Origin of the sequence: Aquibacillus koreensis, assembly GCF_025154055.1 — a bacterium.
Lineage (GTDB): Bacteria > Bacillota > Bacilli > Bacillales > Amphibacillaceae > Aquibacillus_C > Aquibacillus_C koreensis.
This window is the reverse complement of the sequence record NZ_JAOALK010000062.1, coordinates 97,593-110,375: the sequence shown is the minus strand read 5'-3', so window position 1 is coordinate 110,375 and position 12,783 is coordinate 97,593. Positions and strand designations below refer to the sequence as shown.

Annotated in this window: 16 protein-coding genes; 10 read left to right on the top strand and 6 right to left on the bottom strand. The window is 35.1% G+C overall.

Features of this window, described 5'->3' with window-relative positions:
- Positions 1-210: 210 nt before the first annotated feature.
- The gene (locus tag NYQ66_RS20400; protein WP_259872212.1) at positions 211-480 is read left to right on the top strand and encodes a UPF0223 family protein; all 270 of its coding nucleotides are present in this window, start codon (positions 211-213) and stop codon (positions 478-480) included.
- Between the two features lie 42 nt (positions 481-522).
- Here NYQ66_RS20400 and NYQ66_RS20395 read toward each other — a convergent pair whose 3' ends face one another.
- The gene (locus tag NYQ66_RS20395; protein WP_259872210.1) at positions 523-1,143 is read right to left on the bottom strand and encodes a YktB family protein; all 621 of its coding nucleotides are present in this window, start codon (positions 1,141-1,143) and stop codon (positions 523-525) included.
- Between the two features lie 165 nt (positions 1,144-1,308).
- On the opposite strand from NYQ66_RS20395, the gene NYQ66_RS20390 reads away from it, so the two are divergent.
- Complete coding sequence (locus NYQ66_RS20390; protein ID WP_259872207.1) at positions 1,309-2,106, top strand: inositol monophosphatase family protein; 798 nt, start codon at positions 1,309-1,311, stop codon at positions 2,104-2,106.
- A 34-nt stretch (positions 2,107-2,140) separates the two neighbouring features.
- Here NYQ66_RS20390 and NYQ66_RS20385 read toward each other — a convergent pair whose 3' ends face one another.
- Positions 2,141-2,338: a YlaF family protein gene (locus NYQ66_RS20385; protein WP_259872206.1), complete on the bottom strand. Its 198-nt coding sequence runs from the start codon at positions 2,336-2,338 to the stop codon at positions 2,141-2,143.
- 183 nt (positions 2,339-2,521) lie between these two features.
- Here NYQ66_RS20385 and NYQ66_RS20380 point away from each other — a divergent pair, with 183 nt between their 5' ends.
- A complete protein-coding gene (locus NYQ66_RS20380) occupies positions 2,522-2,899 on the top strand; it encodes a YlaH-like family protein (protein ID WP_259872205.1) in 378 nt (125 codons plus the stop codon).
- A 38-nt stretch (positions 2,900-2,937) separates the two neighbouring features.
- Here NYQ66_RS20380 and NYQ66_RS20375 read toward each other — a convergent pair whose 3' ends face one another.
- Entirely contained in the window at positions 2,938-3,141 is a 204-nt protein-coding gene (locus NYQ66_RS20375; RefSeq protein WP_259872204.1) for a YlaI family protein, read from the bottom strand.
- 136 nt (positions 3,142-3,277) lie between these two features.
- Between NYQ66_RS20375 and NYQ66_RS20370 the strand changes: the two genes are divergently transcribed.
- Positions 3,278-3,526, top strand: coding sequence for a hypothetical protein (locus NYQ66_RS20370; RefSeq protein WP_259872203.1), 249 nt, complete (start codon positions 3,278-3,280; stop codon positions 3,524-3,526).
- A gap of 35 nt (positions 3,527-3,561) precedes the next feature.
- Here NYQ66_RS20370 and NYQ66_RS20365 read toward each other — a convergent pair whose 3' ends face one another.
- Complete coding sequence (locus NYQ66_RS20365) at positions 3,562-4,164, bottom strand: YhcN/YlaJ family sporulation lipoprotein (protein WP_259872202.1); 603 nt, start codon at positions 4,162-4,164, stop codon at positions 3,562-3,564.
- A gap of 118 nt (positions 4,165-4,282) precedes the next feature.
- A complete protein-coding gene (locus NYQ66_RS20360) occupies positions 4,283-4,774 on the bottom strand; it encodes a hypothetical protein (protein WP_259872200.1) in 492 nt (163 codons plus the stop codon).
- Between the two features lie 225 nt (positions 4,775-4,999).
- Here NYQ66_RS20360 and NYQ66_RS20355 point away from each other — a divergent pair, with 225 nt between their 5' ends.
- Both NYQ66_RS20355 and ftsW read left to right on the top strand, forming a co-directional pair.
- The gene (locus NYQ66_RS20355; protein ID WP_259872198.1) at positions 5,000-5,281 is read left to right on the top strand and encodes a YlaN family protein; all 282 of its coding nucleotides are present in this window, start codon (positions 5,000-5,002) and stop codon (positions 5,279-5,281) included.
- Between the two features lie 154 nt (positions 5,282-5,435).
- A complete protein-coding gene (gene ftsW, locus NYQ66_RS20350) occupies positions 5,436-6,617 on the top strand; it encodes a putative lipid II flippase FtsW (protein ID WP_259872196.1) in 1,182 nt (393 codons plus the stop codon).
- Positions 6,618-6,677: 60 nt separating this feature from the next.
- Here the strand turns inward: ftsW and NYQ66_RS20345 are convergent, their stop codons facing one another.
- Entirely contained in the window at positions 6,678-7,616 is a 939-nt protein-coding gene (locus NYQ66_RS20345) for a COX15/CtaA family protein (protein WP_272479970.1), read from the bottom strand.
- A 588-nt stretch (positions 7,617-8,204) separates the two neighbouring features.
- Between NYQ66_RS20345 and cyoE the strand changes: the two genes are divergently transcribed.
- From cyoE to NYQ66_RS20325, 4 genes are all read left to right on the top strand, one after another.
- A complete protein-coding gene (gene cyoE / locus NYQ66_RS20340) occupies positions 8,205-9,140 on the top strand; it encodes a heme o synthase (RefSeq protein WP_259872193.1) in 936 nt (311 codons plus the stop codon).
- 66 nt (positions 9,141-9,206) lie between these two features.
- Positions 9,207-10,256 (top strand): cytochrome c oxidase subunit II, encoded by a 1,050-nt coding sequence (gene coxB / locus NYQ66_RS20335; protein WP_259872192.1) that lies wholly within the window; start codon positions 9,207-9,209, stop codon positions 10,254-10,256.
- 46 nt (positions 10,257-10,302) lie between these two features.
- Positions 10,303-12,159 (top strand): cytochrome c oxidase subunit I, encoded by a 1,857-nt coding sequence (gene ctaD / locus NYQ66_RS20330; RefSeq protein WP_259872191.1) that lies wholly within the window; start codon positions 10,303-10,305, stop codon positions 12,157-12,159.
- On the top strand, positions 12,159-12,782 hold the full coding sequence (locus NYQ66_RS20325) for a cytochrome (ubi)quinol oxidase subunit III (protein ID WP_259872190.1): 624 nt from the start codon (positions 12,159-12,161) through the stop codon (positions 12,780-12,782). The genes ctaD and NYQ66_RS20325 overlap by 1 nt, the downstream gene beginning before the upstream one ends.
- Position 12,783 lies beyond the last annotated feature (1 nt).

Sequence of the window (12,783 nt, the reverse complement as noted above, 5' to 3'; positions counted from 1 at the left end):
AATAGGTACACCTCTTAGTAAAAATTGTAGAAAACAAATGAATTATAGCAAAATTAGTTAGATATAGCTAGTTTTAGCCTAAATTGTATCATTCATGTTAAGCTAATAAAAGTTGTTTTAATTTATATTCAGTATTTACAATATCCTTTTGTAAATACTGTTGAAGAAATACAAGATTGATGGTCAAGGAATAGAAAGGAGAATGATACGATGAATTATAGTTACCCGATTGACGAAGCATGGTCAAAGCAAGAGGTGATCGATGTAGTTAATTTTTTTTCAATGGTAGAAAAAGCATATGAAAATGGTGTAAAACAAGGGGATCTTTTAATTGCCTACACTAGGTTTAAACAAATTGTCCCTTCAAAAAGTGAAGAAAAACAGTTATGTAGCAAATTTGAAAAAGGGTCAGGATATTCTTGTTATCATACAGTTAAGAAAGCAAAAGGATTGAGTCAAGGGGATAAAGTTAAAATGTAAAAAAACGAACTAATCGTGTATCAATTAGTCCGTTGCAACTACTTATGCATTCGATGATAATGCTAAATGATACAAAGGTATTAATGTATCAATCGTATTTTTAATGTATTTTAAAAATGCATCTCCATCATGAAGCAAATGATTGTCCCTTTCTAGGTGTCGTCCCACTAGAAACTCTGCTTTCTTTACATCTCTAAACCGCTCTAGATTTGCTACTGATAAATCAGAAATAGGAAGAGACTCTTTTTTTGTATGATCAAGGGATACAACAAAATCACCTGGTAGTTGTTTAATCTCATCAAAGTGCTCCAAGTATTGTTTTGCGATAGTTGTTTTGTTTGGTAGCTCATAAATCAGTGCCAACCATATAAACACATGGTCATCAAATAAACCAACTTGAAAGTGTGGATGTTTCTTATATCCACGTTTATTATTTGCTACTGCTAGCCATGTGTCTTTGGGTGGATTAACGGATCTTCTTGCATGCTTTGCGATATGCAAAAACATTTCGTTACCAAGAGAACCTGAAAGGTGTGTTGTTATTTCTTCACCTATAACTTGAAATTTTGGTTGAATTCTATTTCTTATTGCTTCCATTCTTTCGTCTAAACCGTCAATATTAAATGTGTTGAAGTCCTCGGGCTGAAATCCATCAAATTGCATTAAATCAAACCTCTCTCTATATCAAGTAGTTTATTTGAAAATATTTTATCATAATTGAGAGATGATAGAAAAGAATGGGACTTAGGTTTCACAAGCCAGTCTGGATGCAACGCGCGCTATTTTTTGATAACATGAATAGAAGTCAAGATGATGGAGGAGCTCATTATGGATGAAAAAATAAGGCAAGACATATTTAAGCGTGCAAAGCAATGGATTCATGAAGCAGGTAAACATATTCGTGACGTCATTGATGAACCCTTATACATAGATACAAAATCAAATCCAAATGATTTAGTTACAGATATGGATCGAAATACAGAAAAGTACTTCTTAGAAAAAATTCAACAAACATACCCTGATCACCGAGTGCTTGGTGAAGAAGGTTATGGCGATGATATTCAGTCTTTGGAAGGTACGGTATGGATTATCGATCCGATTGATGGAACGATGAATTTTGTCCATCAGAAAAGAAATTTTGCTATATCCATTGGTATCTTCCATGAAGGGATAGGGGAGATAGGCCTCATCTATAATGTAATGGAAGACCAGCTTTATACTGCGATACGTGGTCAAGGGGCTTTTAAGAATGAAAAGAAGTTACCCCAACTTGCCAATAAAGTATTAGGAGAGTCCATTTTAGTTATTAATAGTGTGTGGGCGTGTCCAAACAAAAAAATTAATCATGAAGGAGTTCAAACATTAATTAAACGTGTAAGAGGGACAAGGTCATACGGATCTGCAGCCCTGGAATTTGCATTTATAGCCGAAGGTATTGTTGATGGTTATCTTACATTACAATTATCACCATGGGATTTCGCTGCAGGTATCGTTTTAATTGAAGAGGTTGGAGGAATAATAACGCAAGCAAATGGAGAGAAGTTAAATCTCCTTTCTAATAATACGGTTCTATGTTCTAATCGTGAAATTAATGACCTAATAAAAGACAACATAGAGCTATTATAAATAAAACAACCAGGACGTAAAGTCCTGGTTGTGTCTACTCCATGTGAAGCTTTCCATTGGCTTGGGCCGATTTTCTTTTCATAGCCAGTCCGTACCCCATTACGATAAACCCAAGAACGAACGAGGCAAATGCTAACCAAAAGCTTCTATAAGCAATGGCGACGCCGACTGCAGCAAAACAGGCGATGACTAGAGTAGCTAACAATAGTTTAGAAAATTGAACTGATTTCATCATGTCACCTCTTACTACTAGTATTTCTGATTTAGAATAAAAAGTAAAGTTTTTTATAACTAGAAACAGAGCAAAATTCTTTCAATAGGAAAGAATCATAGAAGTTTGCACTAGCATAGATAATATACTTTTAGTATGATTGATAAAGAATTGTCTGTTTTTTGAGGAAAAGGGGGAAACGCGTTGGGGAGTCAAATGATTATGGATGTGCCTGATAACTTGTGGCCAGTAGCAAAATTCTTTCTACAAGATTTAGGTAATGAAGTGAACTTTAATGACGAAAATGATGTGACAATTTTAGTAAGAGGTTTTTTCTTCTTATATATTACAATCGTAATTCTAACGATATTGGCTTATAAGTTTGGATTTGCTAAAAAGCTACCGCCGCTAAAGTCAGTCGTTGTGTACATCATTTTAATTATAGGTACATTTTTTATTACACTAATATTCGGCTTAAACTTGCCAGTTGCAGAAAGTTTGGCTGTTATTGCATTTGTTTTAGGAATATACCGGTTTAGATTATATGGAGAGAGAAAGTCGCGAAATATAACAGAAGATTAATCAAAAAAAACTACCCAGTTAAATGGGTAGTTTTTTAATTATATAAGATGATCCTCTTTTTGTTTCTCTTTATACAGTTTAAAATTTCCTGTTTCATGTCTTTGTTTTGTTTTTTCTCCAATTCTTTCATCACAGGTAGTGCATAAATACACATGTATGCGTCTATTGCGTAATCGCTTAGCTTGTGGAGAATTGCTGTCAATATTATCTACAATGTCACATATTGCACACTTAACTCGCATTTCTTTATTTCACCTCTTTGGAAAGCTATGTCTATATTCTATCATATGAAGGAATAAAATACATATAGTTCAAAAAAAGTTTTAATCTAGACTAGTAGGGTATTGTATTATAACAATAAGGAGAAAGGATGATAAAGTGCAAAAAAGAAAAGTTCTTTACACAGTAAGCGCTATTGGAGCAGGAACGATGAGTTTTCTATTATTAAATAAGGACAAACGAAAAAATATAAAAAATAAATATGATCAAATTGTTCATAAGAAAACTAGTATGCCAATTAGAACAGCAGGTGTGCCGGAAGAGGATAATGCGGAAAATGCCAAAATGGTAGCAGAAGGTTCACAGTTTGGTGTACAGTATTACAACCACCATATGAAAAACAGGTAAAACCCCTACACGAGTAGGGGTTTTACTTATTTGTATTAATTATTGTCTTTATGATGATTGGATTGTTCCTCACGAATATCTTCTAGTTGTTGTTCTTCGTCCTCTGGAACGACTTGTTTATTTTGGTCTGGATCAGTAGGTTGGTCTTGATTAATTGGAAATTCAGGCATGTAACGACCAACAATAGCAGCAAGCTCGTCTACAATACCTTGAACTGGATGTCCTTGTTGTACTTTGTTTGCCATGTCTTTTATTCTTTCTGTTCCATCCGCATCCGCAACCACAATGGCAGTTTTACCATAAGGATCATGTTGTAATGCCTCTGTTACGGCATATTTTATTGTGCCTACTCTAGAACGGTCTAAGTCCTTATCTACGTCTATGGCTACAGCGGCATAAGGACCTGCCACAACAGCGTTTGCTTGATTAACATTAGGTACTTCGCTAGCCAAATTAGCTAGATGCTTCGCGATTTCTTGGTTAGATAATTCTTCGTACTCAACAGGATCTGAATTCTTTACATGTATATATTGATTTTCGGTCTCACCCTGATTGGCTAGCTTTTCATCCTCTTGTTGCTGACAACCGAATAGGAAAAGCGTAGATACAAAAAATAAAGCGAGAAATTGCTTACTCATGTAACTCCTCCTTTTTATGTTGTTATTTTTTGTTGTTTGGAGAAGTTTATACACGGAGAAACATTTTTTTGTCATAATAAAAGGACTAATACAAAATTGTTATATTAGTCCAGTGTATTCATTCGATTATTATTTTATTGAAACCTTTAATAGGTGAATCAAAATTTGTACCATCTCTAAAATATAAATGAACTGGCCCAGTTTCTTTTAAAGGCTTACCATCTTTTGCAAAAAGTAACAAGCTATTTTGTAGTTGATCAATCGTTATTGTTACATCCCCCTCGTTTGTTTCGAGGCGAGCGTTTTTTGCATCTGCTGCAATTTCTGCCGTGTTGAGAAAATCTTCAAATGGTATAACATATGTGCTTTTTAAGAGAGTTTCTTTGTCTATTCTAGAAATGCTTTTGTTGACTGGTGGCTTTACACTTTGACGATATACTTCTCGTTGAAAACGGTCAGCAGCTTTCTTCAATTCATCTACTTCTGTTTCTTCTTTTTTAGTAGTGGAAAGAAATGCTTCTTCAAATGGTATTTTTCGGTCATCAAATATCCATACAGTTGGATCAATGGTAAGTGGATATGCTACTTTTCCTTTTAATTGAATGATCACGGTTACATCCCCCTATATTAAATGCTATAAATAAGAATAGCAGACATAGAATTATTTTTCATTAAAGATGAATCACTAGGAAATAATAGCGGGAAAACTAATGGGAATTTATACCAATGATTTTTTAATAAATTATATTGGTTAAATCACTTTCAAATCTTGCTTTTTTATACTATTAACGCTAATATAAATAAAAGAAGTTAGTTTTTGACGGAGGGGATTTTTTTGATACCTGAAGTGGCTGTAAGTAATTCTGAAAGAGCCTACGCCCTTCTAAAGGCTGATGCAGATAAAATACTTCAACTAATTAAAGTGCAGATGGAAAACTTAACAATGCCTCAGTGTCCATTGTATGAAGAAGTTCTTGATACACAAATGTTTGGCTTATCAAGGGAGATCGATTTTGCAGTACGGTTGAATCTTGTCAGCGAAGAAGATGGAAAAAAGCTGCTTGAAAATCTAGAAAGACAACTGAATGTGTTACATGAAGCTGCTCAGAATTCATAGTATTTGTGTGTAAGGAACCTGCAAATAACCCAAAGCCTTTGCCAACTTAGTGGCAAGGTTTTTTTATTACTAAGATTGGAATTTAGAAGGTATGTATCCATATCGAAGAAGATAGATATGGATTAATTAAACTAAACTTATGGGAAGTAATAATATGAAAACAAAACTCAAATTTTTTGATTTTACACTTTTAATTACTCCATTACTCCTTGCTGCATTTGGGGTTGTAATGATTTATAGTGCTAGTATGGTGATCGCCGTCATCGACGAGAAAGAACCAACACACTATCTATTTAAACAAATGCAATGGTTTACGTTAGGGTTTATGTTATTTATCTTTTGTAGTTTTTTTAATTATCGGTTCTACCAAAAGTTAATGAAACTAATTATTATGGGTTTAGTGATCATGTTGGTGCTTGTACTTTTCATTGGAGTAGAGCTAAATGGTGCTCGTTCCTGGTTATACATAGGTCCGTTTTCCTTGCAACCTGCTGAGTTTGTGAAGTTAGGTTTAATTATGTACCTTGCATCTATTTATTCTAAAAAACAAACGTATATTAATGATTTTACGAAAGCCGTTCTTCCTCCATTAATCATGACAGGTGGACTACTCGGGCTCGTAGTCATGCAACCTGATATAGGTACTGCAGCCATTATTTTTTTAATTGCTTGCTCGGTTATTTTTAGTTCAGGAATTAAATTTCGCCATTTGTTTTCGTTAGTAGCTGTTGGAATTGGTATCATTGGATTAGCTGCAACCAAAATGTTAAATGCTGAAAGGTTATCTCGGTTTACAGGAGCTTATCAGCCTTTCAGTGCACCAGAATCAGATGGTTACCAATTAATTCAATCTTATATTGCGATTGGAACAGGTGGATTGATGGGAAATGGTTTGGGACAGGGTGTGCAAAAACTAGGATACTTAACGGAGGCATATACTGACTTTATCATGGCTGTTGTTGCTGAAGAATTAGGTTTCATAGGTGTGATGGTAGTTATTGGATTGCTTGCTACCATTGTATTAAGAGGTATTTATATCTCCAGATTATGTCAAGATAGTTTTGGGTCTTTACTAGCATTGGGTATCTCTTCTATGGTTGGAATTCAAACATTTATAAACTTAGGGGCTATTACAGGTCTACTTCCTATTACTGGTGTACCATTACCTTTTATAAGCTATGGTGGTTCATCTCTACTTGTACTAATGATCTCAATGGGAATACTAAATAATATTGCGTATCATACAAAAAAACAGGGACAAGTCGTATCTGCTAATAATCCAAGTTCTAACGTTGAGTACAAAGATCTAAATCAAGGTAGAACATGGCAAAGATAGTGTGCTTACTTTCGAAATTACTTTTATAGGCAAAAAAATATAATAAAAAAAGACCCCGGCTTAAAGTTTTAAGTGGGGGTCTATTTCTTGTGTATTTTTCTTTTCAAATTGGAAACTTCTATTTGATAAGAGTATAAAGTAACAAAGTAATCCAAAATAGAGCGTAATAAATAATGCGTGTAACAATGCGACTAGTAGGTTTCCTACAGTAAAGATAATAAATGCACCAAGAAGTACTTGGCAGCTAATTAATAAACTAGCAATAAGCCATCCATAGAACATTACTCTGCTATTTTTGTGTGTTTTTCTCACTTTATTAAATAATAGTATTGTCCAAATAAATGCAATTCCAGCGAGAAACCTATGTCCCATTTGTACCCATTGTCCAAAGTGAAGTTGAGTAGAAAATGGTTGGGAGTTATCGCATAATGGCCAACCACTGCAAGCTAAACTAGAATCAATATGTCTAACTAAAGCGCCGGTATAGACTACAATTAAAATGTACAGGGTTAATCCGTAAATATGTAATCTAATCTTTTTATTAATCACAAGGGACCTAGCATCGTATTTTTGATCTACTTCAAATATTAGTAAAGTTAGTAAAAATACAGCTGCGAAAGAAATTAGTGATATACCAAAGTGTAGTGCTAGTACAAAATCAGACTGTGACCAAAGCACAGCTGCAGCTCCAATTAGAGCCTGAAGGACCAGAAAAAATATAGAGATAAAAGCAAGTAATTTTGCTTCCCTAATATGGCCGATAAACTTCCAAGACAAAATGGATAGAAAAAATACAATAATAGCTGCTAATCCCGATATTAATCGGTGACTTAATTCTATTATAAGTTGAGCAGATATTTCACCTTCACAGAATGGCCAATTAGCACCACATCCCATTCCAGAATCGGTTTTTGTAACTAAAGCCCCTCCTATTAATACGAGAATCATTGAGAATGTTGCTAAGATAGAAAGTCGTTTAAGTAATTTTATCAATGTCATTCACCTCAAAATCAAATGAATCAACAAAAGTATTAGTTAGAATCGATTGCTGATGCATATTGAATTGTTCTATTCCTATATTTTTACTGCAAAAACTTTGTCAGTGAGATACCATTTAGTAATACTATCATGTTTTTTAACTATTTTCATCAAAAAGTATAAAAAGGCTTGCAATGTGTAGATTAGTTTGCTAGAAATAAATAAGGGGATTTGTCTTATCCATCAAATGTGATTAATCATGACAAACCTACTTGTTACTTTACATCTATTGTCTTAGCTAAACTACATTACTTTGTGTTTCTTCATGTTAGAAGTATGTTCTTATTTTAAAAATAGCTGGAAAATAGAATAAAGTATTTAATACCATAATAAAGGCTTACAAGCCTTTTATTTTACTTTTAAGCACTGTTTTCACAAAATTGTCACATTTTGCGGAATATGTGTGACAAAATAGATTGAAATGATAATCCATGATACAATACTTCTGATAAGCGAAACATTTTGATTGTTTAGGTTATATATAATGAGAAGTGGAAAGTATGAATAGTGAGAAGTTTGGAGGAAATAGAAGGGGGGGAATTAATTGAAATGAACAAGGTGGAAACTACATCATCAAAGATGATCAACAAAACTGATAGTAGTGGCCGTGCGACCTTTTGGCATGATATAAAAGCCTTAATCAAAGTTGGAATAATTAATTCGAATGTTATGACTGCTTTTGCTGGGTTTTGGCTTGCTTTATATTTCACCAATACATCATTCTCTGCGCATTGGGATACATTCTTTATTACAATGGCAGGAACGGCTTTAGTTATAGCAGGTGCCTGCGTCCTTAATAATTATTACGATCGCGATATCGATCCTTTAATGGCTAGAACTAAAACGAGGGCAACTGTTACGGGCAGTATCCCACTGTCTTTTATTCTAGTGTTGGGAATAGCACTATCCATATCAGGTATTATATTGTTATTGTTGACAACCGTACAAGCAGCAATCTTTGGAGCAATAGGATGGTTCGCTTATTTTGTTTTGTACACCGTATGGTCGAAGAGAAGGTACACGATAAACACTGCTATTGGAAGTTTATCAGGAGCAGTTCCACCTTTAATAGGATGGGCAGCCGTAGATCCAAACCTCCATATCGTTGCAATTATAATGTTTTTAACCATTTTCATATGGCAAACCCCACACTTTCTTGCACTAGCAATGAAAAAGTGTGATGACTATAAAGCAGCTGGCATCCCAATGTTACCTGTTGTACATGGATTTCCAATAACAAAGAGACAAATGGTCGTTTATATCACGTGCTTGTTACCGTTACCGTTTCTATTATTTTCACTTGGTAATGTCTTTATTATTATAGCGACCATATTGAATGTTGGTTGGTTAACAATTGGAATTAAGGGGTTCTTTGTTAAGGATGATTTGAAATGGGCAAATATAATGTTTATCTATTCATTATTTTATTTGACTGTTTATTTCCTAACAATGATTATTGTTACCATACCGTCTGTTGTTAGTTAAATTAGAATATTAACCTATTCTAATTATAATATAATGATGATTTACAATAGAAAGAGAGGTATTTTCATGAAAGGTTGGATGGGAAAAGTCCGTGCTCTGTTTTTGTTAAGCATACTTTCATTAATTCTTTCTGGTTGTGGTGTGGAAAACTTATCTGCATTTCTTCCAAAAGGATACGGGGCTGAGGTATCATTAGACATTATTTTCATTTCTTTGGCGGTAATGATTTTTGTATTTATAATCGTAATGGTTATTTATACAATTGTACTTGTTAAGTATCGCCAGAAAAAAGGTCAAGAAGACTTTGTGCCGAAACAAACAGAGGGGAATCACATTTTAGAAATTGTTTGGACAGTTATACCGATTATTCTTTTAATCGTTATTGCAGTTCCAACCATAGCAGCAACATATGATCTTGCTGATGAAACTGATAAAGGTGACTCACTGAATATTAATGTTACGGGTAATCAATATTGGTGGCATTTTAATTACAGCGAGGAAGAAATTCAAACAAGCCAAGACATGTACATTCCTGTAGGACAAAAAGTATATCTAAATATGATGTCCTCAGATGTTCTTCACTCATTCTGGGTACCAGCAATAAGTGGTAAAATGGATACAAATCCAGAAAACGAGAACACCATGTATATTGAAGCTTATGAAGAAGGAGTTTACTGGGGTAAATGTGCTGAGTTATGTGGGCCTTCACACTCCTTAATGGACTTCAAAATCGTAGTAGTTAGTCAAGAAGAGTTTGACCAATGGGTTTCAGACATGCAAAATCTAGATGCAGAAGCAACACCAGAAACTGCAAGTGCTCAAGAAGGTCAAGCACTGTTTGAACAAAGTTGTTTACAATGTCATGCGATTGGTTCAAACCCAGTTGCAATTGGTCCTAACTTAACAAACTTTGGTGATCGTTCAAAACTAGCTGGTGTAGAAGATTTAACACATGACATGTTGGTAGAATGGATCTTAGACCCTGAGTCTATAAAACCAGGTAATAAAATGACTGGAAATTATGATGTTCCTAGTAAAGATGAGGCAGAAAAAATTGCAGATTACTTATTGCAGTTAAAGCCTTCGGAAATTACACCAGAAAGTGCAAGTGAATAAAGATGAACAAAATTGGGATGGAAGAGGTTAAGGGAGGTTTTTTAGCGTGAGCAATACAATTGCGCAAAAAAAAGGCTTCGGTGCCACTTTATGGGATTATTTAACTACTGTTGATCACAAAAAAATAGCAATTATGTATTTAATCGGCGGTGGATTTTTCTTTATCCTTGGTGGTCTTGAAGCATTAGCAATACGATGGCAACTTATAGTACCAGAAAATGATTTTGTAAGTGCAGGTTTCTATAATGAAATCTTAACGATGCATGGAACAACAATGATCTTTTTAGCGGCAATGCCACTGATCTTTGCCCTTATGAATGCCGTACTACCTTTACAAATAGGGGCTCGAGATGTTGCATTTCCATTTTTAAACTCGTTAGGCTTTTGGTTATTCCTATTCGGTGGGATACTACTTAACTGTAGTTGGTTCCTTGGAGGAGCACCAGATGCTGGTTGGACAGCGTATGCACCATTATCCACCACATCACCCGGGCATGGGGTTGACTTTTATATACTAGGACTCCAAATTTCAGGTGCAGGTACATTAATGGGTGGTATTAACTTCCTTGTAACAGTTATTAATATGCGCGCACCAGGTATGACCTATATGCGTATGCCATTATTTACTTGGGCATCATTTGTAACAAGCGCACTTATTTTATTTGCGTTTCCAGCATTAACTGTTGGATTATTCTTGTTAATGTTTGATCGACTATTTGGATCTGTTTTCTTTGATGCAAATTATGGAGGTAACTCTGTCATTTGGGAACATCTATTCTGGATCTTTGGTCACCCAGAAGTTTACATACTAATACTACCTGCATTTGGGGTATTCAGTGATGTATTTTCAACTTTCGCCAAAAAGCGTTTGTTTGGTTATACAGCCATGGTATTTGCTACCGTATTAATCGGTTTCTTAGGATTCATGGTATGGGCGCACCACATGTTTACCGTTGGTTTAGGTCCTGCAGCAAACTCGATATTTGCTGTTGCTACGATGGCAATTGCTGTCCCAACAGGTATAAAGATTTTCAACTGGTTATTTACCCTGTGGGGTGGAAGCATACGAATAAATTCGGCAATGTTGTGGGCGCTAGGATTCATTCCATCATTTACAATTGGTGGTATGACAGGTGTTATGCTAGCTGCGGCAGCTGCCGATTATCAATTCCATGACACATACTTTGTTGTCGCACACTTCCACTACGTTATCGTTGGTGGTGTAGTATTTGGTATTTTCTCTGGTCTTCATTATTGGTGGCCAAAAATGTTTGGAAAGATCTTAGATGAAAAGCTAGGGAAAATTACATTCTGGACATTCTTTGTCGGATTCCATCTAACCTTCTTTATTCAACACTTCCTTGGATTAATGGGTATGCCACGAAGATATTGGGTGTACTTGGAAGACCAAGGATTAGATCTTGGGAACTCAATCAGTACAGTTGGTGCGTTCTTTATGGGTGTAGGTGCACTTGTATTCTTATATAATGTAATCTATACTTCTGTGAAAGGTGAAAAAGTAGGTGGAGATCCTTGGGATGGACGTACACTTGAATGGTCAATTCCGTCACCTCCACCACATTACAACTTTGCGCAGGCACCGTTAGTACGTGGTTTGGATCCTTTATGGATTGAAAAAACAGAAGGGCGTAAAGGTATGACACCTGCGGAACCTTTAGACGATATCCATATGCCAAATAACACGATCTTACCATTTGTAATGTCTGTGGGCTTGTTTATAGCAGGGTTTGGTTTTATTTACCAAGCTGAATATACAGGTGGGTTCATTGCTATGTTTGTTGGAATGGGTATTACATTAGGTGCCATGTTTACACGATCTGTAAAAGATGATCTTGGTCATCATATCCATAAAGAAGATTTAGATAAGGGGGCTGGGATGTAATGAGTAGTCATGAAGATGTTTTAAATCCCAAAGTAATGCCAGAAGAGCCCGAGAAAGCCACCCTTGAAGGTAAAAATAAATTTTTAGGTTTTTGGTTCTTCCTTGGTGGAGAAACAGTATTATTTGCAAGTTTGTTTGGAACGTATTTAGCACTAAAAGGTTCCACAATGGATGATAATACATCACAGAACTTATTCGAATTACCACTTGTTTTTATTATGACAATGTTGTTATTAACAAGTTCATTAACAAGTGTGTATGCGATGTACCACATGAAAAATAACGACTTTGGTAAGATGCAACTATGGTTAGGTATCACAGTAGTCTTAGGTTTGGCTTTTCTTGGATGTGAATTATATGAGTTTTATCATTACATCCATCACTATGAATTTACATTCCGTTCATCAGCATTTGGATCAGCCTTCTATACATTGGTTGGATTCCATGGTGGTCACGTCTTGTTTGGTTTATTATGGATTGTAACCTTGATGGTGCGTAACGCTAAACGAGGATTAAACCTTTATAACGCACCAAAGTTCTATATTGCTAGCCTTTATTGGCACTTTATCGATGTTGTATGGGTATTTATCTTTACGGTTGTATATCTGATGGGGGTGATTTAAG